Source organism: Arthrobacter sp. efr-133-R2A-63, assembly GCF_030209795.1.
Taxonomy (GTDB): Bacteria; Actinomycetota; Actinomycetes; order Actinomycetales; family Micrococcaceae; genus Arthrobacter; species Arthrobacter bambusae_A.
Genome location: NZ_JARVRG010000053.1, coordinates 1 through 20,078, shown reverse-complemented (window position 1 = coordinate 20,078; position 20,078 = coordinate 1). Strand labels below are relative to the sequence as shown.

Annotated in this window: 17 protein-coding genes and 1 pseudogene; 4 read left to right on the top strand and 14 right to left on the bottom strand. The window is 65.0% G+C overall.

From position 1 onward, the window contains the following. Positions 1 to 18: 18 nt before the first annotated feature. Together ykgO and QRN45_RS20390 are read right to left on the bottom strand one after the other, a co-directional pair. The gene (ykgO, locus tag QRN45_RS20395; RefSeq protein WP_059387417.1) at positions 19 to 141 is read right to left on the bottom strand and encodes a type B 50S ribosomal protein L36; all 123 of its coding nucleotides are present in this window, start codon (positions 139 to 141) and stop codon (positions 19 to 21) included. 82 nt (positions 142 to 223) lie between these two features. After that, complete coding sequence (locus QRN45_RS20390; protein WP_241709816.1) at positions 224 to 1,384, bottom strand: GTP-binding protein; 1,161 nt, start codon at positions 1,382 to 1,384, stop codon at positions 224 to 226. Positions 1,385 to 1,552: 168 nt separating this feature from the next. Between QRN45_RS20390 and QRN45_RS20385 the strand changes: the two genes are divergently transcribed. After that, positions 1,553 to 2,704, top strand: a complete 1,152-nt coding sequence (locus QRN45_RS20385; protein ID WP_241709817.1) for a glutamate--cysteine ligase — start codon at positions 1,553 to 1,555, stop codon at positions 2,702 to 2,704. 33 nt (positions 2,705 to 2,737) lie between these two features. Here the strand turns inward: QRN45_RS20385 and tsaD are convergent, their stop codons facing one another. The 7 genes from tsaD to QRN45_RS20350 all read right to left on the bottom strand — a co-directional run bounded on the left by tsaD (position 2,738) and on the right by QRN45_RS20350 (position 8,609). Then, on the bottom strand, positions 2,738 to 3,865 hold the full coding sequence (gene tsaD, locus QRN45_RS20380) for a tRNA (adenosine(37)-N6)-threonylcarbamoyltransferase complex transferase subunit TsaD (protein ID WP_241709818.1): 1,128 nt from the start codon (positions 3,863 to 3,865) through the stop codon (positions 2,738 to 2,740). Further along, a complete protein-coding gene (rimI, locus tag QRN45_RS20375) occupies positions 3,862 to 4,302 on the bottom strand; it encodes a ribosomal protein S18-alanine N-acetyltransferase (protein ID WP_078108190.1) in 441 nt (146 codons plus the stop codon). Before rimI ends, tsaD begins: the two co-directional genes overlap by 4 nt. Before the next feature lie 44 nt (positions 4,303 to 4,346). Further along, positions 4,347 to 5,018 (bottom strand): tRNA (adenosine(37)-N6)-threonylcarbamoyltransferase complex dimerization subunit type 1 TsaB, encoded by a 672-nt coding sequence (gene tsaB, locus QRN45_RS20370; protein ID WP_241709820.1) that lies wholly within the window; start codon positions 5,016 to 5,018, stop codon positions 4,347 to 4,349. Continuing rightward, complete coding sequence (gene tsaE / locus QRN45_RS20365; protein ID WP_241709821.1) at positions 5,018 to 5,593, bottom strand: tRNA (adenosine(37)-N6)-threonylcarbamoyltransferase complex ATPase subunit type 1 TsaE; 576 nt, start codon at positions 5,591 to 5,593, stop codon at positions 5,018 to 5,020. Before tsaE ends, tsaB begins: the two co-directional genes overlap by 1 nt. 26 nt (positions 5,594 to 5,619) lie before the next feature. Then, positions 5,620 to 6,825 carry an alanine racemase gene (gene alr / locus QRN45_RS20360; protein ID WP_372489688.1) on the bottom strand — a complete coding sequence of 402 codons (1,206 nt, stop codon included), beginning with the start codon at positions 6,823 to 6,825 and terminating at the stop codon, positions 5,620 to 5,622. 71 nt (positions 6,826 to 6,896) lie between these two features. Continuing rightward, entirely contained in the window at positions 6,897 to 8,003 is a 1,107-nt protein-coding gene (locus QRN45_RS20355; RefSeq protein WP_078108133.1) for a carbohydrate kinase family protein, read from the bottom strand. A gap of 75 nt (positions 8,004 to 8,078) precedes the next feature. Further along, positions 8,079 to 8,609 carry a GNAT family N-acetyltransferase gene (locus tag QRN45_RS20350; RefSeq protein ID WP_372489689.1) on the bottom strand — a complete coding sequence of 177 codons (531 nt, stop codon included), beginning with the start codon at positions 8,607 to 8,609 and terminating at the stop codon, positions 8,079 to 8,081. A 148-nt stretch (positions 8,610 to 8,757) separates the two neighbouring features. Here QRN45_RS20350 and mshA point away from each other — a divergent pair, with 148 nt between their 5' ends. From mshA to QRN45_RS20335, 3 genes are all read left to right on the top strand, one after another. Then, positions 8,758 to 10,002, top strand: coding sequence for a D-inositol-3-phosphate glycosyltransferase (gene mshA, locus QRN45_RS20345; RefSeq protein ID WP_241709822.1), 1,245 nt, complete (start codon positions 8,758 to 8,760; stop codon positions 10,000 to 10,002). 136 nt (positions 10,003 to 10,138) lie between these two features. After that, the gene (locus QRN45_RS20340; RefSeq protein WP_284764495.1) at positions 10,139 to 11,833 is read left to right on the top strand and encodes a formate--tetrahydrofolate ligase; all 1,695 of its coding nucleotides are present in this window, start codon (positions 10,139 to 10,141) and stop codon (positions 11,831 to 11,833) included. Positions 11,834 to 12,001: 168 nt separating this feature from the next. Beyond that, on the top strand, positions 12,002 to 12,961 hold the full coding sequence (locus QRN45_RS20335; protein WP_284764493.1) for a DUF559 domain-containing protein: 960 nt from the start codon (positions 12,002 to 12,004) through the stop codon (positions 12,959 to 12,961). Between the two features lie 110 nt (positions 12,962 to 13,071). Here QRN45_RS20335 and QRN45_RS20330 read toward each other — a convergent pair whose 3' ends face one another. From QRN45_RS20330 to QRN45_RS20310, 5 genes and pseudogenes are all read right to left on the bottom strand, one after another. Continuing rightward, positions 13,072 to 14,157: an inositol-3-phosphate synthase gene (locus QRN45_RS20330; protein ID WP_078108128.1), complete on the bottom strand. Its 1,086-nt coding sequence runs from the start codon at positions 14,155 to 14,157 to the stop codon at positions 13,072 to 13,074. A 165-nt stretch (positions 14,158 to 14,322) separates the two neighbouring features. Next, on the bottom strand, positions 14,323 to 15,360 hold the full coding sequence (gene mgrA, locus QRN45_RS20325; protein ID WP_241709825.1) for an L-glyceraldehyde 3-phosphate reductase: 1,038 nt from the start codon (positions 15,358 to 15,360) through the stop codon (positions 14,323 to 14,325). 78 nt (positions 15,361 to 15,438) lie between these two features. Then, positions 15,439 to 17,199: a malto-oligosyltrehalose trehalohydrolase gene (treZ, locus tag QRN45_RS20320; RefSeq protein WP_284764492.1), complete on the bottom strand. Its 1,761-nt coding sequence runs from the start codon at positions 17,197 to 17,199 to the stop codon at positions 15,439 to 15,441. Between the two features lie 58 nt (positions 17,200 to 17,257). Beyond that, positions 17,258 to 19,576 (bottom strand): malto-oligosyltrehalose synthase, encoded by a 2,319-nt coding sequence (gene treY, locus QRN45_RS20315; protein ID WP_284764490.1) that lies wholly within the window; start codon positions 19,574 to 19,576, stop codon positions 17,258 to 17,260. Next, a pseudogene (locus QRN45_RS20310) lies at positions 19,573 to 20,078 on the bottom strand (glycogen debranching enzyme); the annotation flags it as partial. The gene treY and the pseudogene QRN45_RS20310, both read right to left, overlap by 4 nt.

The window sequence follows — 20,078 nt, the reverse complement described above, 5'->3', positions numbered from 1 at the left end:
CCCAGCCTAGACGGGGAGCTAGCCTTGGCGCGCCTTGAAGCGCGGGTTCAGCTTGTTGATGACAAAGGTGCGGCCTCGCCGACGCACCACTTGCGCGCCGGGAACCTTCTTGAGGGCACGCAGCGAATTCCTGACTTTCATGGGGTTCTCCTTCTCGGGTTGTGACTTGGTTGATGGCGGCTTTGTTCCGCCGCGGCTGCAGCCCGGCTACCCTATGGTCCGGCTACAGGGTGGATTCGAGTTCGAAAGGGTCCTCGAGTCCGGCGAAGCCGAGCCGCATCTCCGCTTCGCTCAGCGCACATCCGTCCAGAAGTGCGCGGATTTCGGCTGCGTCGAGGTCTTCCTCCCGTCCGGTCACGGCGAGCACCGTGCCCCGGTCGCCGAAGCGGGGATGCCAGTCGAGGACAGCGTCGACGTCGGGGTGCGCCTTTCCGTGCTGCGGGCCTTCGCCGCCGGGGACGGGCCCGGCACCAGCGTCCGCGAGCCACTCGCCTGTGCTCTCGAGCCAAACGCGCGGCCCGATTCCCTGCACCGCGATCCGGACTCTGGCAGCCGAGGCAATCCACAAGCGGCCCCTCATCCAGTGGGATCCCTCGGCCAACCTGGGCAGCGCCTGCTGGAATCGAGCCGGATGAAGGGGGCGTTCCACTTTGTGGAGCACGGTCCGGAAACGCCCCGACCCTTGCTCGAGCGGAACCCGCACGGAACCGCGACGCACCCTTGCGAGGGCCTCGGCGCCGTCGTAGCAGCCGGGCCGGAAGTCGTCGTCGCTGGCGGAAACGGCGGCGTGCGGCGCAAGCTGCCCAAGGAGTTCCAGCCCTTGTGCCCAGGCCTCGCTGGAGTCCGGGCGCAAGCCGGTGAGCTCTGCCTCAAGGCCGGCGTGCACCATGACGGTGTCCGCATGGCCCAGTTCCCCGATGAGGAATTCGCCGCTGGTGCGGTCGTCCTCGGGCATGGCCGTGAAGCCGGATTCGTACAGCGTGTGCTTGTCCCAGATGTGGTCTTCCAGCCCCGAGGGATCGATCGCCAACACGGCGTTGTCAATGACGGCGGCCCGTCTCAGGCCTCGCTTGAGTTCCGCCACCGCCATCTCCACGGAGACACCTGGCGGCAAGCCGAGGACGACGTGGTCATGACCGGAAGACTCGAGACGTTCCGCCGTCGGGACAACATCGAGACGGACCGTGCAGCTAAGGCAACCATGTTCCAAGGCGGTTTGGGCTTGCTCCACCAGTTGGCCGTCGCGGAAGATCCTTCGCAAGACAATGGAGCCGTCCAGGAGATCGTGCAGGACTACCACCGAATCTCGATGGGTCCGTCCAAGCCTGGCGACGGCTGCTTCGCGGCATTGGCTGTCCAGGGAACTGACAACAGAAAGATGCATGTTCACTAGCTTATATGCAAATCATTCTCATTAGCAAAAAATGCTTTACCTTCCATGAAATCCGTCCATGCGGTACCGTACCGCCCCTGCATTAGACTTGAGCCAACCGCTGACGGCCCCACGGCGGGCATTGCTCAGGGCGTTTTGGCAAATACCGAGGGGACCCACGTGCAGATTGATTTCGCTTCATCCAGGCAGTCGACCCTGGGGGTGGAATGGGAGCTCGCGCTCGTCAACGCACGCACCGGCGAACTGGTCTCTGTCGCAAACGAGGTGTTGCGTGGCGTGGCGTCGCGTCACCCGGACCTCAACGAAGACGACGAGCATCCGCACATCAAACGTGAGCTGCTCCTGAACACCGTGGAACTAGTCACGGGCGTGTGCAACACCGTCAAGGAAGCCAAGGAAGACTTGGCCCGCTCGCTGCAGGCTGTCAGGGAAGTCACCGACCCCATGGGCGTGGAACTTTTCTGCGCTGGCAGCCACCCCTTCAGCCCGCCGCAGCTTCAGCCCGTCTCGGACAAAGAGCGCTATGCCAAGCTGATTGACCGGACCCAATGGTGGGGACGGCAAATGGTCATCTACGGAGTCCACGTCCATGTCGGCCTCGACCGGAGGGACAAGGCGCTCCCCATCCTCGACGGGTTGGTCAACTACTTCCCCCATTTCCAGGCATTGTCCGCTTCAAGCCCGTTCTGGGGTGGCGAAGACACCGGCTATGCGTCACAGCGCGCCCTGATGTTCCAGCAACTGCCCACGGCCGGATTGCCATTCCAGTTCCCCAGTTGGGCCGAATACGAGTCCTATGTCCAGGACATGTTCACTACCGGAGTGATCGACACCCTGTCTGAAATCCGCTGGGACATCCGGCCAGTGCCGAACCTGGGCACTATCGAGATGCGCATTTGCGATGGCCTCGCCACGCTCGAGGAAGTCGGCGCCGTTGCGGCCCTGACCCAATGCCTGGTGGACGAGTTCTCCACGATCCTGGACAACGGCGGCAGCATTCCGACCATGCCGCCGTGGCATATCCAGGAAAACAAGTGGCGTGCGGCCCGTTACGGCATGGAGGCGATCATCATCCTCGACGCCGAAGGCAACGAGCAGCTCGTCACTGATCACCTGAAGGAAACGCTGCTGCGCCTGGCGCCCATCGCCGAGAAGCTGGGTTGCTCGGCCGAGCTGGCCGACGTCGAGAAGATCATCGCCCGCGGAGCCGGCTACCAGCGCCAGCGCCGGGTCGCTGCCCAGCATGACGGCGATCTTCACGCGGTTGTCCAGGATCTCGTGGAGCAAATGCGGTCCGTTCTGACCGCCTAGCGCTGCTGTCCGGCCACCGGCAGGGTCCCGCGCCTACACCGAAACCGTGGTCACCGGCAGGGAGGAATCCGGAGCGAAGGCAACGCCGCTGGGACCGATTCCGGCCATGATGAGCTGCGAGCCCAGTGCAGCGACCATGGCTCCGTTGTCGGTACACAGTGACAGCGGCGGCACATGCAGGGTGATCCCCGCCGCGCCGCAGCGTTGCCCTGTCAGTTCACGGAGCCGGGAGTTGGCAGCGACGCCACCACCCAGCAGGAGATCCGTGATGCGGTTCTCCTTGCAGGCCAGCACAGCCTTGGACGTGATGACGTCCACCACCGCCTCCTGGAACGCGGCGGCGATATCGGCAACGGGAACGTCCTCGCCCCGGGCTTCGAATTGTTCGACACAGCGCGCGACGGCGGTCTTGAGCCCGCTGAAGGACCAATCGTAGCGGTGGGGTCCCGGTTCCTCCGCGGTCCCCATGTACTTCGGTTGCGTCAGGCCGCGCGGGAAACGGATGGCCTTGGCGTTGCCGTGCTTGGCGACTTTGTCGATGGCCGGTCCGCCCGGGTAGCCAAGGCCCAGGAGCCTGGCGACTTTGTCGTACGCCTCGCCTGCGGCGTCGTCGATGGTGGAGCCAAGCATCTCGACGTCGTCGGTGATGCTGCGGATGCGCAGGATTTCGGTGTGTCCGCCCGAAACGAGCAGCGCTCCGAGATTTTCCGGCAGCCGAGCGCCTGAACCGAGTCCCCCCGTGCCGCCACCGGCACCGTCAAGGAGCCCGACGCCGACGTGCGCCACCAAGTGGTTGATCGCGTAGAGCGGCTTGCCCGTGGCAACAGAGAGCGCCTTGGCCGCGCAGACGCCCACCATGAGCGCGCCCGCCAAGCCGGGTCCGGAGGTCACGGCGATGGCGTCGATATCGTCCAGCGCCACCCCCGCTTCGTGCAAGGCCTCCTGCAGCGTGGGAACAAAAGCGTCCAGGTGCGCGCGCGAAGCGATCTCCGGAATGACGCCGCCGAAACGGACGTGCTCATCCATCGAGGAAGACACCGTGTTGGTCAGTAGCGTGGTTCCGCGGACGATCCCGACGCCGGTTTCGTCGCAGGAGGATTCGATCCCCAGCACGAGCGGCTGGACGGTGCCGGGCTGGTTCACGTGGCCGGGGTGGTTCATGCCGGTATTCCTTCAGTCAATGTCAACCTCATGATGAGGGCGTCCGTGCCGTCGCGGTAGTACCGCCTGCGCACGTGGATCTGCTCGAAGCCGAACCGCACGTACAGTGCCTGCGCTCGTGGATTGTCCGCGCGGACCTCCAGGAGCACTTCCACCGCGCCCCGCCGTCGGGCCTCTTCGATCAGTTCCGTGAGGATGGCGGAGCCAATTCCCCTGCCTTCGAATTCGGGCACGACGGCGATTGTCTGGACGTCCGCGATCGGCTCGATGCACATGAGCCCGGCGTAGGCCACGATCTTTCCGTCGGCTTCGGCCACGACGTAACGGCGGGTATCTATCTGGGCAAGTTCGTCGAAGAACATCTGCATCGGCCACGCGTCCACCGGGAAGAGCCGGCGCTCGAGGACCTCGACCGCGGTGACGTCGTCAGGGGTCATGTTACGCAAGGTCACGCCGTCGAGCTTGAATTGGTATGTGGGGTTCACAAGGCACGCTTCCTGGGGCCGGGCACTTGCGCGTCGGATTCCCGCAAATACAAGGGTGTGGAGTCCGGCAGCTTTTCGCCCGCTGTGAGCAAGGCCATGGCGAACTGGCCCAACGAGGCTGCGTCGGGCTGGGTGGTGCTGAATTCCCCGTTCGCGTTGACGACATCCGCGTAGATGCCGCCGCCGGCGCCGAAGACCGGTAGATCGGGCAACTCCGAGGCGAACCCGACGTGCGGACCGTCCACGAGTTGCGGAAGTTGGCCTTCCGTGAGCGTGTAGCGCGCCCAGTAGACCTCCTTGCGACGGGCGTCCGTGGCCACCAGGAACTCTGCCTGCGCCTCTGTTGACTCTGCCACTTCCAAAGCGATCGCATCCAGGCTCATGAGCCCGAAAAGAGGCTTGTTCCACGCAAACGCCAAAGTGCGGGCGGTCGCAATCCCCGAGCGAAGCCCCGTGAACGGCCCGGGGCCGACGCCGGTGACGATGAGGTCGAGGTCTGCACCGCTTACGCCTGCGTCGCCCAGGAGTTTCTCGATGCCTGGCGCCAGGACTTCAGCGTGGCTGCGGGTGTCCTCCGTGGCGAAGGATTCCACCACGCCCTCCATGGCATCGTCCGAGATGAGTGCCGCACTCGCCACGGCCGACGTATCAATGGCCAAGATCAGCATCAGGCGTTCTCCTCCAGTATTTCGGGCACGGCGCTCCAACGAGGGCCAAAGCCGCGGAAAACGATGGTGCGGGGTTCGTCGTCGTCTTCGGGGTCGAAGTCCAGTACGGCGTCGTGGCCCGCCTCCGGGCGGGTTACCGCCGCCTCCGCTCCCCCCACCGTCCGGTGCATCTCGATGTCCAGGCGGCTATCCGAAAGGTGTTCCACGCGCTCCCGCCCCCATTCGACAACCGTCACGGAGCTGTCCATGGTGTTTTCGAGGTCGATGTCGTCGATTTCCGCGGCGGACCCCAGCCGGTAGGCATCGACGTGGACCAGGTCGGGACCGCCGGGGCGCGGCCCGTCCGGCAGGTTCGGGTGGATGCGCACCAGGACGAACGTAGGTGAAATGATGCCTGCCCGGACACCCAGTCCTTCGCCGAGTCCCTGCGTGAAAGTGGTCTTGCCGGCACCGAGTTCGCCTGTCAGGACGAGCAGGTCACCGGGCTCAAGGACCCCGGCGAGCGCCGAACCCAAAGCATGCGTCTGCTCCGCCGTCGCGACCTTGACCGTCCGTTCCCACAAGGCCTCAGTCAACGGGGCCTTACTAATCGACGGCCCGCTCACCGGGCATCCGTCCCCGGGATCTCATTGATGTAGATGCGAGGCACGCGCGGGCTGATGCGCGTGACAATCTCATAGTTATTGGTTCCCGCCGCGGCGGCCCAGTCGTCCGCCGTCGGGCCGTCGCCGGCGCCGTCACCGAACATGACGGCTTCGGCACCCAGCCAGCCGGCTTCGTCTGTTACCGGCTTCCCCAGGTCGATGACCATCTGGTCCATCGCGATGCGGCCGACCACGGGGTAGTTGACTCCGTTGACCCGCACCGGTCCGCCGGTGGCGATGCGCGGCACGCCGTCCGCGTAGCCGAGGGGGATCAGGCCCAAGGAACTCTCGCTGGACGTCCGGTAGTTGAGGCCATAGGACACCCCCTGGCCTTCGGGCACCCGCTTGCAGTTGGAAACGAGGGTGCGCACCGTCATGGCGGGGCGCAGGCCGAGTTCCGCCGAGCTTTGTCCTTCGAAAGGTGACAGCCCGTAGAGCCCGAGCCCGACGCGGACGAGGTCGAAGTGGGCATCCGGGCGCGACAGCGTACCGGGCGTGTTGGCCAGGTGCCGGACTTCGGTGTCCACTCCGGCGTCCTCCGCCACGGCAATCGCTTCCCGGAAGGCTGCCAACTGTTCATCGGTCTCGGGACGGTGGGGCTCATCGGCCACAGCCAAGTGCGAGAAGATGCCCACCACGCGCAGCAGGCCCTCGTCCTGGTACTCCATGGCCTGGCCCACCACACGGTCCCACTGGGCGATCGTGGAGCCGTTGCGCCCCAGGCCGGTGTCAACCTTGAGGTGGATGCGGGCCGGGCGTTCCTGCTCGCGTGCCGCGGCGACCACCGCGTCCAGCTCCCAGCCGGAAATCCCGACGTCGACGCCGGCGGCAACCGCCGCTTGGAAGTTGCTTTGGCTGGTGTGCAGCCAGGCCAGCATGGGGGCGTCTATTCCAGCAGCACGCAGCGCCAAAGCCTCCGAAATGTGGGCAACACCGAGCCAGCGGGCGCCGGCTTCGAGGGCTGCCCGCGCCACCTGCACCGCGCCGTGGCCGTAGGCGTCGGCCTTGACCACGGCCATGACGCTTGCGGGCGAGGCAATGGCCACGAACTGGCGTACGTTGTGCCGGATGGCGTCCAGGTCAATGACGGCTGATCGTTCGAGGACCGTTGCCGAACCCGATCTTTTCAAGGGCTCGAAACTGGCAGCTGCTTCGTAAGTCACCCTCACGATTCTAGTGCCGCGACGACATGCGGGTTGACTGGAGCGGGCGGGTTGACTGGGGTGGGCGCCGCTCAAGCATCCGAGTTGTGGGCGATCGTGGCCGTCGCACGACGTTGGGCCCCGGGCGGGACATCCCCCACAATGTCCTCGAGGAAGGCGAACCGTTTGAGCCACTGGCTGGACTGCCGCTCCCGCCGGGCGTTGGCGCGCTGCCACCAATCGGCGATGTCTCCCCAACCAGGTGCAGCCAGCGAGCCGCCCACTTCCTGTACCGCCAGCGAGGCACATAGATTGGCAAAACGGAGCCGGTCCCCCAAAGGCCATCCGGCGAGGCAGCCCACAACAAACGCCGCACCGAAGCAGTCGCCCGCACCGGTGGGGTCGTACGCCGTCACAGGAAGGGACGGCACCCACTCCTCCTCACCGGTTTCGGAATCCACGGCCATGGCTCCCTGTGCTCCCAGCGTCACTACAGCCACCGGAACCCGGTCGGCGAGGGTGTAGAGGGCAGACCAGGGGTTGTCCTTGCCGGTGAAGGCCATCGCTTCCCGTTGGTTCGGCATGAAGGCGTGGAAATTGCCGAGCTGGTCGAGCCGCCTGGAAGACCATTCTCCCGTCGGATCCCATCCGGCGTCGCCGAAGAGTTTGACGCCAGCTCTCCTTGCCGCCAGCATCCAGGGCTCTGGCTCCTCGCCGAGGTCCGCGACGGCGGCGAGCGCCTTGGGCGGCTCGCCAATCAGTTCCGAAGCGCTCATGGGCGAGGGATGTCCGTGGGTGACCATGGAACGATCCTGATCGACGCACAAGGAGACAGTGACCGGGGAATGCCAGCCTTCGAACCGCCTGGACAGGGAGAGGTCCACGTGCTCCTGGCTTTCCAGGATCCGCCAGTTGAAGTCCCCGTATCCGTCATCCCCGAAGGCCGCAGCGAGGCTGGTCCGCAGTCCAAGCCGCGCAGCCGCGATCGCTTGGTTGGCCACGCCACCAGGGCAGGTCCCCATACCTTGGCTCCACACTTCGGTCCCCGGTTCAGGGCTGCGGTCCAGTCCGGTAAAGATAATGTCCTGGAACACGGTGCCAGTCAGCAGGAGGTCGCAACCTGGGTTGGCCCCCTCCCCCGGCGCATCGTCACGGATCGCGGCGAGGGGATCGAATCGGGCCCTGGGCGTTGCGTCCATGCACGGCAGACTACGCCGCGGCCACGATTGTGCATAGCTTTAGCCCGGCGCGGACCGGACGAATCGCGGACCGGGCTAAAGCTCCTGGTACATGACGTGCAGCCCAACGTAGCCAAGGGTTGGATGCTGGAAGGCCCCGGGGATCGTCGCCAGGATACGGAAGCCCATGGACTGCCACAGGCCCACAGCACGGACGTTGCTCTCGACGACGGCGTTGAACTGCATGGCCTTGAACCCGGCATCCCGGGCGGCAACCAAGGAATAGGCACACAGTGCTCGAGCGATTCCCTGCCCGCCCTGGTCGGCACGGACCATGTAGCCGGCGTTGGCCACGTGGCTTCCGCCTCCGCCCTGGTTGGCGTGCAGTTCACCGGTACCCAGCACGTCGCCGTCGCGCACTGCCACAAAGGTCAGGCCGGGCGCTTCCTTCAACCATTTGCTCCTTGCAGCTTCTTCGCTAGTGTCGCGGTCCCAGGTGAAGGTCTCCCCCGCCCGGATCACGGGTTCCAGGACGGCCCAGATCCCGGGCCAGTCGCTTGCCTCGGCGGGCCGGATCTCGTAGCTAACGGCCGCCGGCGTTCCTGCTTCGCTGTTTGAGTGGCTCACGTTCGTTACGGTATCAGCCCGCCATCCACGGCCGGCCCTGCAGGCTGGCTGCAATGCCGTGGAGGTCAGGAGTAGTGTTTTCGCTGGGACGCAGAGGATCTATCACTTTGCGGAACTTGTTGAATTGCGTTCGATACAGGAGGTAGCGGTGTCGTTGATCCGTCGCGTGGCCTTCCTGTCACTCCACACTTCTCCTATGGAGCAGCCGGGTTCGGGCGATGCGGGCGGCATGAATGTGTACGTCCGGGCGTTGGCCATGGCTTTGGCGGATGTTGGCGTTGAGGTGGAGATCTTCACGCGTTCGACGTCCGCCGGGCAGCCCGCCGTCGAACACCCCGGTCCCGGCGTCTGCGTCCACAACGTGCTGGCAGGCCCGCCCCGGAAGCTGCCCAAGGAGGAACTTCCCGATCTCCTCCACACGATGGTTGCCGAGATCGAGAGGATCCGGCAGCGGCAACCGCACGGACGTTACGACGCGATCCATTCGCACTACTGGGTATCCGGCGTGGCCGGCCTTGAGCTGTCCGCATTGTGGAACGTGCCGCTGATCCACACGATGCACACGATGGCGAAGGTCAAGAACCTGGTGCTCGAATCCGGCGAGCGGCCTGAACCGCGCCTGCGTGAAGACGGCGAACAGAGGATCGTGGATGGAGCCACCCGGCTCGTGGCCAACACTCCCGCGGAAGCCCAGGAACTCGTCTCGCACTACAACGCCGACTTCGACCACATCGACATCGCTCCCCCCGGCGTCGACCTCACGGTGTTCACGCCCGCATTCCGGGCCCGTTCCCGCGCCGAGCTTGGCGTGCGGCCCGGCAGTTTCCACCTGCTCTTCGCCGGACGCATCCAGCGGCTCAAGGGACCGCAGGTCTTCGTCGAGGCTGCGGGAATCCTCCGCAAGAGGCGGCCCGACATCGACCTCGAACTGACCATCCTCGGTGCCTTGAGCGGCGCCAAGGACTTCAATCTGCAGTCCTTCATCACTGCCGCGGGGCTGGACGACGTCGTCACCCACCGCGCGCCGGTCAAGGCGCCGAAGCTGGCGGGCTGGTTTCGTTCAGCCGACGTCGTGGTGATGCCATCCTTCAGCGAATCGTTCGGGCTTGTTGCCCTCGAGGCGCAGGCCTGCGGCACCCCGGTGGTGGCCACCAACGTGGGCGGCCTGTCCCGCGCCGTTGCCGGCGGTCGCACGGGCATTTTGGTTGACGGCCACGATCCCTCGCGCTGGGCCGACGTCATCGAAGCCTTGTACGACGATCCCCGTACCCGCGAAGACATGGGCCGCGCCGCTGCCGTCCATGCGGAGGCCTTCGGCTGGCAAAGGACGGCAGCCATCACGCTTGAGAGCTACCACTCCGCCATCGGCGCCGTCCTTGTCCGCCCAAGCTAAACGCCTGCTCACCTATCGCCGCAATCCCCCAAACCCTCGCTCACCTATCGCCGCAATCCCCCAAACGCCCGCTCACCTATGAGGGCACGACTGATAGATTGTCGCGGACAGTGTTCCCGAGGAGTTGAGGACAAGGATGTCTGAAAACAAGATCTTGAGCGACCTCGACATTGCCCGGAGTGCGGCGATGCGTCCCATCGTGGAAATCGCAGAGCGTGCCGGGATCAACGTCGATGCCCTGGAACTGTTCGGCCGGTTCAAGGCGAAGATCGATCCTGCCAAACTGCGTCTCCCTGATGCCAAACGTGCCGGCAAGATCGTCCTCGTCTCGGCCATGTCCCCGACGCCGGCGGGCGAGGGAAAGTCCACAACCACGGTGGGCCTTGCCGATTCCTTGGCACGGGCTGGCCACCGCGTGATGATCGCGCTGCGCGAACCCTCCCTTGGACCGATCCTGGGCATGAAGGGAGGAGCGACCGGTGGCGGCTACTCCCAGGTTCTTCCCATGGACGAGATCAACCTGCATTTCACCGGCGACTTCCACGCAATCACGTCCGCCAATAACGCCCTCATGGCCCTCGTGGACAACCACATCTTCCAAGGCAACGAGCTCAACATCGACCCCCGCCGCATGACGTTCAAACGGGTCCTCGATATGAACGACCGCTCGCTGCGCGAAGTCATCATCGGCCTGGGCGGGCCCGCTCAAGGAGTCCCGCGGCAGGACGGCTTCGACATCACCGTGGCGTCCGAAATCATGGCCGTCTTCTGCCTCGCGACGGACTTGGATGATCTCCGCGAGCGCCTCGGCCGCATCACCTTCGGATACAGCTATGACCGGCGGCCGGTCACCGTGGCTGATCTCGGTGTCCAGGGCGCACTGACCATGCTGTTGAGGGACGCCATCAAACCGAACCTCGTTCAAACCATCGCAGGAACGCCGGCCCTGGTGCATGGCGGGCCGTTCGCCAACATCGCACACGGCTGCAACTCGCTCATCGCCACACAAACGGCCCAGGAGCTCGCCGACATCGTGGTCACGGAGGCGGGATTCGGCGCCGACCTTGGGGCCGAAAAATACATGGACATCAAGTCGCGCATCGCGGACGTGGCGCCGTCCGCCGTCGTCGTGGTCGCAACTATCCGGGCGCTGAAGATGCAGGGGGGCATCCCGAAGGAGCTTCTCAAGGAGCCGAACGTCGAGGCGCTCGCTGCCGGCGTCGAAAACTTGAAACGGCATGTGCACAATGTCGAGAAGTTTGGCGTCACCCCGGTCGTTGCCATCAACAAGTTCGCGACGGACACAACAGAAGAGCTCGACTGGCTGCTGGCCTGGTGCGCCCGGGAGGGAGTGCAGGCAGCGGTGGCGGATGTCTGGGGCAGAGGTGGAGGCGGCGACGGCGGCGACGAGCTTGCGGCGAAGGTCGCCGCAGTGGTGGCGGCAGCAACGCCGTCGGACTTCCGTCATTTGTATCCCCTGAGCCTGTCAGTGGAGGACAAGATCCGCACGATAGTCCAGGAAATCTACGGCGCCGACGGTGTGGAGTTCTCCGTCCCCGCGCTCAGGCGCCTCGCGGACATCCGGAAAAATGGCTGGAGCGGCATGCCCGTTTGCATGGCGAAGACCCAATATTCATTCACCGACGACGCCTCCCAGTTGGGTGCCCCCAAGGGATTTACGGTGCATGTCCGCGAACTGATTCCCAAGACAGGGGCGGGCTTCATCGTCGCACTGACCGGTGCGGTCATGACGATGCCCGGCTTGCCCAAGTCGCCCGCCGCGATGCGAATGGACGTCGATGAGCACGGCAACCCGGTGGGCCTCTTCTGACCCTCGCTCACCTATATGGCCCTTTCACGGGACGCTCGCTCACCTATATGGCCCTTTCGCGCGACGCTCGCTCACCTGTGGCACCTGAAGGCGGCCGGACCCTCGGCCGAATCCCGGGCCTGTGGATAACTTCTGCGAGCCCCCGCCCGTTTGCGCAACAATGCGGGTATGCGAAACGAGTTTGCCCTTCCCACTGAACTGCTTTCAGGTCCGTTCACGCTCGCCGAGGCCCAAGCCCGGGGCGTCCCGCGCGGCCGCCTGCTTCGCGCCGACGTCGAGCGCGTCAGCCGTAACCTCTACCGCCCGAGCGGCTGGGACTTCGATCTGGAGGCAGCCGCCCGTGCGCTGTCGGCCGCCACCCCCGGTGCCTGGATCTCGCACGTGACGGCGGCGCGCCTTCGCTGCTCCAGCCTTCCGCCCTGGCTTGCCGATTCGACGGAGCTGCACCTCAGCAAACCGCGATCGTTGCCCGGAGCCCGCCGCATGGGCGTGATCGGGCACAGGGTGATCGCGGCCGAGGACGAGGTCGAATCCGTTGACGGAATACGGATCAGCACCCGGCCCCGCACTTGGCTGGACATGGCCCGGCTGCTGCCTTTGGACTACCTCGTCTGTATGGGCGACGAACTGATTCGCGTACCCCGACAGGCGCTGGAAGGGCGGGACACACCCTTCGCTACCCTTGAAGAACTGCGCGCCTTGGTGGAGCGGCATCCAAATTTGCAGGGCGTCGTGCGTGCCCGGCAGGCGCTCGAACTGATGCGCGTCGGCGCGGACTCTCCCCCGGAGTCCCTGCTTCGCTTGGCCATGCTGGACGCGGGAATCCCCGAGCCCGAACTCCAGCTCAGATTGCGAAGTGACGATCCGTTCTCGCCGTCGGCGGATTTGGGGTTCCGCCACAGGCGGGTCGCCATTCAGTACGACGGCGGCCATCACCTCGCGGAGGCCCAGACACTTAGTGATCGACGCCGGAACAAAGCCTTCGAAGCTGCCGGGTGGACCGTCCTCGTGTTCCGCAAGGACGATCTGGCAGACGGATTCGAGCTGGCCACCAAGAAGATCAAGAAGGCGCTGCGGTCAGCGTGGGTCGATCCTGCCGTCGCATCCGGGTTTGCAAGTGCCGTGTAGTGAGCTTAAACGGCGGACGCCCGCTCACCTGAAGGTGAGCGGGCGTCCGGCCAAAACCCCACATAGGTGAGGGGGCGTCCGGCCAAAACCCCACATAGGTGAGCGGGCGTTTAGCGCTCCACGTCGCCGCGGATGAAGGCCTCGACCTTTTCGCGGGCGAGGTCGTCGTTGAACTGCTCCGGCGGGGACTTCATGAAGTAGCTCGAAGCCGAGAGCAGCGGGCCGCCGATACCGCGGTCCAGGCCGATCTTGGCGGCGCGGATGGCGTCGATGATCACGCCGGCAGAGTTCGGGGAGTCCCAGACCTCGAGCTTGTATTCCAGGGACACCGGGGCATCGCCGAAGTTGCGGCCTTCGAGGCGGACGAACGCCCATTTGCGGTCATCGAGCCAGGCGACGTAGTCGGACGGGCCGATGTGGACGTCGTCGGCGTGCAGGACGGCCTCGACGTTGGAGGTCACAGCCTGGGTCTTGGAGATCTTCTTGGATTCCAGGCGGTCGCGCTCCAGCATGTTCTTGAAGTCCATGTTGCCGCCGACGTTCAGCTGGTACGTGCGGTCCAGCGTGACGCCGCGGTCTTCGAAGAGCTTGGCCATGACGCGGTGCGTGATGGTGGCGCCGATCTGGCTCTTGATGTCATCGCCGACGATCGGCACACCGGCGGCGGTGAACTTGTCGGCCCATTCCTTGGTGCCCGCGATGAAGACCGGCAGGGCGTTGACGAAGGCAACACCGGCGTCGATGGCGCACTGCGCGTAGAAGTGTGCAGCGTCCTCGGAACCGACGGGCAGGTAGCAGACCATGACGTCGGCCTTGGCTTCGCGCAGTGCGGCGACGATGTCCACTGCTTCTTCCGGAGCCTCGACGATGGTCTCGCGGTAGTACTTGCCCAAGCCGTCCAGGGTGTGGCCGCGCTGCACGGTCACGCCCGTCGAGGGGACGTCGGCAATCTTGATGGTGTTGTTTTCGCTGGCGCCGATGGCGTCAGCGAGGTCGAGGCCGACCTTCTTGCTGTCGACGTCGAAGGCAGCGACGAACTGGACGTCGTTGACGTGGTACTTGCCGAACTCGACATGCATCAGACCCGGAATCGTGGCCTGGGGGTCGGCATCGCGATAGTAGTGGACACCTTGGACCAGCGAAGCGGCGCAGTTACCTACGCCGACAATGGCGACACGAATCGGATGTGAAGACACGGAACTCCTTTGAGAACTAACCTCAGGTGCCTTGCGCGTCCGTACCTGAGTGCAGGACGGCGTCTTAAAGGCACAGCGCCATTCGACGCTCTTTGCATTGTAACCAACCCGAACGGGGCCGGCTTTGTTCCCAGCCGGCCCCGCTCGTGAATTAAGTTTGCGAATCTACTTCTGCGCCCACAGATTGATGTCGGATTCGACGGCGAACTCGTCAATTGCTGTCAGTTCCTCCGACGTGAAGCCGAGGTTGTTGATCGCGGACACAGTGTCCTCCAGCTGGGCGACGCTTGACGCGCCCACCAATGCCGATGTCACAGGCGAACCCTTGGGCTGCTCGCGCAGGATCCAGGCGATAGCCATCTGGGCGAGGGTCTGGCCGCGCCCTTCGGCGATGGCATTCAAGCCACGCACCCGGCTCAGCTTTTCCTCGGTCAGCGCTGATTCGGACAAGAACCGTTCCTTGGCGGCACGCGAGTCGGCCGGGATGCCGTTCAGGTAGCGGTTGGTGAGCATTCCCTGAGCCAGCGGGGAGAAGGCGATGGATCCCGCGCCAACCTGGTCAAGCGTTTCGTAGAGGTTGGGCGTACCGTTCTCGGTCCAGCGGTTGAGCATGGAATAGCTGGGCTGGTGGATGAGCAACGGCGTGCCCATCTCCTTGAGGATGCGGGCCGCCTCAAGGGTCTGGTCCGGGGTGTACGAAGAGATCCCGGCATAGAGCGCTTTGCCCGAACGGACGGCGTGGTCCAGGGCGCCCATGGTTTCTTCCAGCGGGGTTTCGGGATCGGGACGGTGGCTGTAGAAGATGTCCACGTAGTCCAGTCCCATGCGCTGGAGCGACTGGTCCAGGCTGGAGAGAAGGTACTTGCGGGAGCCCCATTCTCCGTAGGGGCCCGGCCACATGTAGTAGCCGGCCTTGGTGGAAATGACGAGTTCGTCGCGGTACGGCTTGAAGTCGTCCTTCAGGTGGCGGCCGAAGTTCGTTTCAGCCGAACCGTCCGGCGGACCGTAGTTGTTGGCGAGGTCGAAGTGGTTGATCCCCAGGTCGAAGGCCCTGCGGAGGATGGCGCGCTGCTCTTCGAAACGCTTGTCGTCGCCGAAGTTATGCCATAGTCCCAGCGAGATCGCGGGAAGTTTGAGGCCGCTGCGTCCGACGCGGCGGTAGGGCATGGTTTCATAGCGGTTTTCCGCAGCCGAATAAGTCATACGTACCATCCTGCCACCGCCTTCGAGGCTCGAAGCGCAATGTCCGCCATGTGGGCGCGGTCACCTTCCGGCTCGCTGTCAGCTAAGGCGCACGACGGCGGCGCTCTCCCCCGGGAGCGTCAGCTTTCCGTTCCCGACGGCGGCCGAAGACTCCGTGGCAAGCAAGACTTCGCCGTCCATAGCCTTCGTCAGGGTCTGGTCCCCGAAGTTGCAGGCTACCCGCACGGCGCCCCGGCTGAGAACCAGCCATTTGCCCTCTTCGCTGAAGTCGACGTGGGTGTCGGCGAACCCGCCCCCGGCGAGCTCCGGCGTCGAGCGCCTGAGCTTCGCCAACGCCCGGTAAAGGTCCAGCAATCGGGCGTGATCGCCGTCGTGGGCTTCCTCCCACTTGAGCTTGGAGCGTTCAAACGTCTCCGGATCCTGGGGGTTGGGCACCAACGCAGGGTCCCAGCCCATCCGTTCGAATTCCTTGAGCCGGCCCGTCGCTGTGGCCTCCGCCAGCCATTCCTCGGGATGCGAGGTGAAGAACTGCCACGGCGTGGACGCGCCGAATTCTTCGCCCATGAAGAGCATCGGGGTGAACGGCGACGTCATAGTCAGCACGGCGGCGAGCGCCAGCCTGCCGTAGGACAGGCTCGAACTCAGGCGGTCACCGGCGGCGCGGTTTCCGATTTGATCGTGGTTTTGGTTGCAGACCACCAGCGCGGCAGGATGAACCAGCCCCGGCCGGATGGGCCGGCCATGATGCCTGCCGCGAAAGCTAGAGTAGCTCCCGTCATGGAAGAAACCGTGTTCAAGCACCTTCGCCAGTGCGCCCAAGGAATCGAAATCCGCGTAGTAGCCAGCCGTCTCCCCGGTGAGGTTCACGTGCACGGCGTGGTGGAAATCGTCGCTCCACTGTCCGTCCAGTCCGTAGCCGTTGGTATCCCGGCGGTAAATGAGGCGCGGATTGTTCAGGTCCGATTCCGCGATCAGGGTCTTGGGGACGCCGGTTTCGGCTTCGATGCCATCCGCGAGGCTGGCGAGGTCCTCCAGGATATGGACGGCCCGCTCATCGCGGAGGGCATGGACGGCGTCGAGGCGCAGCCCGTCAACGTGGAAGTCATCCAACCACATGGCGGCGTTGTCCAGGATGTATTGCCGGACTTCGTCGGAGCCGGAGCCGTCCAGGTTCACCGAGTCGCCCCACGTGTTGCCTTCGCCGGACTTCAGGTAGGGGCCGAATTTCGGTAGGTAGTTCCCGCTGGGGCCCAGATGGTTGTAGACCACATCCTGGATCACGCCGAGTCCGACGGCATGCGCCGCATCCACGAATCGCTGATAGGCCTCCGGCCCCCCGTAGCCCTCGTGGACGGCGAACCACAGCACGCCGTCGTACCCCCAGTTGTGGGGGCCGTTGAAGGCATTGACCGGCAGGAGCTCCACGAAGTCGATTCCCAGGTCAACGAGGTAGTCCAGCTTTTCGGCGGCTGAGTCGAGGGTGCCTTCCGGAGTGAAGGTCCCGAGGTGGAGCTCATAGATGACCGCGCCGCCGAGCCCGCGTCCTGCCCAGTCCGAATCTTTCCAGGCATAAGACGAGGAGTCGAAGGTGCGGGAAAGATCATGGACTCCGTCCGGCTGGCGCTGCGACCTGGGATCGGGAAAGGGTCCCTCCCCGTTCACCAGATAGCCGTAATCAGTCCCGGCCAACCGGGGTACGTCCGCCACCCACCAGCCCGCGCCGCCGCCGTCGTCGTGCGATCGCATTTCGTGGTGCTGACCGTCCGCCAGCAGAGTCACTGACTCTGCGAACGGGGCCCATACATCGAACCGTTTTCCCACGTTGGTCTTCTCGGCCATCGCTCCCCCTCAATCGTCTCGTCCGGGCTTCGTTGGCCCGCATTTGTCGGTGCTTTGGCTAGCCAATGGGTACGAGCAAAGCCACCGGGTACCTCTGCAGCAGCCTTGCGACGGGCACCGCGCCCGGGGCGTAACTGTTGCCTGTGAGCTCATCCCGGACCGCGCTCCCGAGCCGAATGAAAGTTTCCTCCCACCCCCCGTTTCGCTCAAGTTTCCGCGGCAGCCTGGTAGCCAAAGTGATGGCACCGCCACCGTCGGAAGCGGTGCCGCGGTCGAAGGCGACCAAGTGTTCGGCTGCGGGCCCCTCTGCCATGACGGGACTGTAACCACCGAAAAGCTCCGGCCGGTCGCGTCGTAGGCGCAGTGCCCGGGACGTCAGCAGAAGCTTGGCCAACTCGTCCCGCGCTTCAGTCTGGACACCGGCGTCGAGGGCGGCGAGTGCTGCCCTCCGCCGTTCGAAGTCGACCGCGCGCCGGTTGTCGGGGTCGGTGAGTGATCGATCCCAAAACTCAGTGCCTTGGTAGACATCGGGTACACCCGGCATGGTCAGCTGGACAATCTTCGCCGACAGTGAGTTGGACGTCCCATACGGGTCCAGAAGTGCAACGAACGCTTCGAGGGCGGCCGTCACCTCCGGCACGTCGAAGACGGCGTCGACGGCGGAGGCCAGCTTCGCTTCGAAACCTTCGTCCGGCTCCGTCCAGTTGGTGGAGTTGCCGGCTTCGCGTGCTGCTTTGGCGACGTAACCCTGGAGGCGTTCGCGGCTGGCCGGCCACGCACCCGCGATGGCTTGCCATACGAGCGCCGCAAGTGGCCCGTCGGGGATCGGCGCCAGTTCCTGCATGCGGTCCACGAAGGCTTCCCAGTCCGGGACTGCCTCGGAGATGGCGGAGATCCTGGCGCGGGTGTCTTCACTGCGCTTGGTGTCGTGCGTGGTCAGGGTGGTCATGGACAGCGGGAGCAGCGCCTGGCGGCGGGCCATGCGTTCGTGGAATCCAGCCGTGGACAACGCGAACTCCGTGGGGTCCGCTCCCACTTCTGTCAGCGTTCCAAGGCGCGTGTAACGGAAGAACGCAGTGTCTTCCACGCCCTTGGCCATGACCATCCCTGACGTCTGCTGGAACCGCCGGCCCAGTTCACAGCCGGCGTCGAGCAGGAGGGGGAGCAACGCTTTGAGGATCTGGTCCAGCTCAGGCCTGGTCCGTGCAGCCCGCTCGACGGCCTCCACCAGGGTGTCTTTGCCGTCGGGAAGGTAGCTCCGGTAGACGTGGAACGAGGCGATGATCTCGGCCAGGGCGTCAGCCACCTCCAGGCGGGGCAACTCCGGCGATTCCGGGACGAGCCTCGCGAGCCGCAGGATTTCCGAATGCAGGATGCCGTCCGTGATACGGCGCTTGGTGCCGTGGATCATGGCCTCGTAATCGGCGGGGGAACCGGTGCCCCGGAGCCTGCCGTCCAAGGCGTCAAGCTGCACTTCGGCGTCGGGATCCACGAAAAGGCGATCGACGTCGGCGAGGGCGTCGTAACCTGTGGTTCCCTCGCAGTCGAAGTTCTCCGGAAGGCTTTCCCCGGGCTCCAGGATCTTCTCGACGAGCAGATAGGAGCCAGCCGTGGTTTCCTTCAGGCGCTCCAGGTACCCGGCGGGGTCCGCGAGCCCGTCCGGATGGTCGATCCTCAGCCCGTCCACAAGCCCGTCACGGAACCATCGGGCGATCTCCGAGTGGGCTTCCTCGAAGACCCAGGGTATTTCGACGCGTATCCCGGCCAGCGTGTTGACCGCGAAGAACCGGCGGTAATTCAGTTCGTCGTCGGCCCGGCGCCAGCCGACCAGCTCGTAGTGCTGCCGCGCATGGACGTCCGTGGCGTCATCACCCTCGGCGTAGCTGCCTTCTGCCAACGGGAAGCGGTGGTCGAAGTAACGCAATTCGCCGTCGACCACTTCGAGCTTGTCGAGGTCGTCATCGCTGCCAAGGACCGGCAGCCGGAGCTTTCCGCCACCGAAGTCCCAGTCGACGTCGAACGCTTCCGCGTAGCGGGAGGCCTTGCCCTCCTTGAGGAGGGACCACCACCAGGCATTTTGTGGGGGCGAGGCAACTCCCATGTGATTCGGGACGATATCGACGAGGACTCCGAGGCCGGCTTCCCGTGCCGCTTTGGAGAGCGCCGCGAGCCCTTCGGCGCCGCCGCGCGAAGCATCAATCGTGGAGGGGTCCGTGACGTCGTAACCGTGGTCCGAGCCTTCCTCGGCCGTCAGGATAGGCGACAGGTATACCCAATCCACCCCCAGCTCGCGCAGATATCCGGTGAGGGCCGCCGCGTCCTGGAGCGTGAACGAGGACCTGATCTGGAGCCTGTACGTGGAGACGGGAGTCCTCATGATCCCCCGTTCTTGTGGGCGCGTGGCTTTCTGGGCTTTTTCGGCGCAGCGGCTGGCTTGGTTTCGGGGTCAGCCTTTGGCTCCGATGCATGGTGCTTCTTCGGTCCGGGTGCCTCTTCCGGTACGGCCTGGAGAGGATTGGTGGACGGTGCCGGTGTGGCCGGCGCAGTCAAGGAGGCCGTTTCGGTGGTGGCAGTCTGCGACAACGCGGCAAGGGACGCGGCTACGGAATGGTCGGGGTCCGTGTCCGGAACGCTGTGTGCCCTCAACACCACGAGTGATTTGGCTCCGACGCCCAGGACTGCTTCCGCCTTCACGGGCTCGGTGTCCGCTCCGCCGCCGGCCGTGTCGATGATGATGTCCCACGCCGGTGCGTATTCGTCCGAGGGCAGCTTGAAGCCGACTTCGTCGTCGTGGGCGTTGAAGTAGAGCAGGAAGTTGACGTCCGTGATGCGCCGGCCTTGGTTGTCCCGGCCGCGGATCCCGTCACCGTTGAGGAACA